1 pseudogene is annotated in these 477 nt (G+C 58.8%); it reads right to left on the reverse strand.

What is annotated here, in order from left to right:
- Positions 1-477: pseudogene (locus AO068_RS02335) on the reverse strand (hypothetical protein); the annotation flags it as partial.

Here is a 477-nt window from a genome sequence, read left to right on the forward strand (position 1 = left end):
ATTTCGCCGTTCTGGTTCAGAACCTCGTTGACGTTTTTCAGCAGCAGTGCGCCCGGTGCGTTGATCAAACCACCCTGGTTGTCCAGCTGGCCGTTGTTCAGGTCCAGGCTCAAGGAGGTGTTGCTGAACAGGCTACCGCCCTGCTGANAACAGGGTACCGCCCTGCTGACTCAGGCGGCTGACACTCGCGGTCAGTGCCTGGCTGCTGCCGATGCTGCCACCATCGCTGTTGGTCAGTTGTGCGCTCGTCAGGTCCAGACGATCACTGCTGCTCACGCGACCATTATGGCTGTTGTCGAAATTCCCGGTCTTGAGGGTCAGCAGGCCTTTGCCGCTGATATTACCTTTCTGGCTGTTGTCGAGGCTGGCACTTTTCAGGTCCAGCGCACCATCAGTCAACAGTTTGCCGCCCTGGTTGCTGATTGCTCCGGTGCTGTCGAGGGTCAGTTTTCCAGCGCTGGAGACGCTGCCTGCGGT

The sequence above is a fragment of the Pseudomonas sp. ICMP 3272 genome (assembly GCF_001466905.1).
Lineage (GTDB): Bacteria > Pseudomonadota > Gammaproteobacteria > Pseudomonadales > Pseudomonadaceae > Aquipseudomonas > Aquipseudomonas amygdali.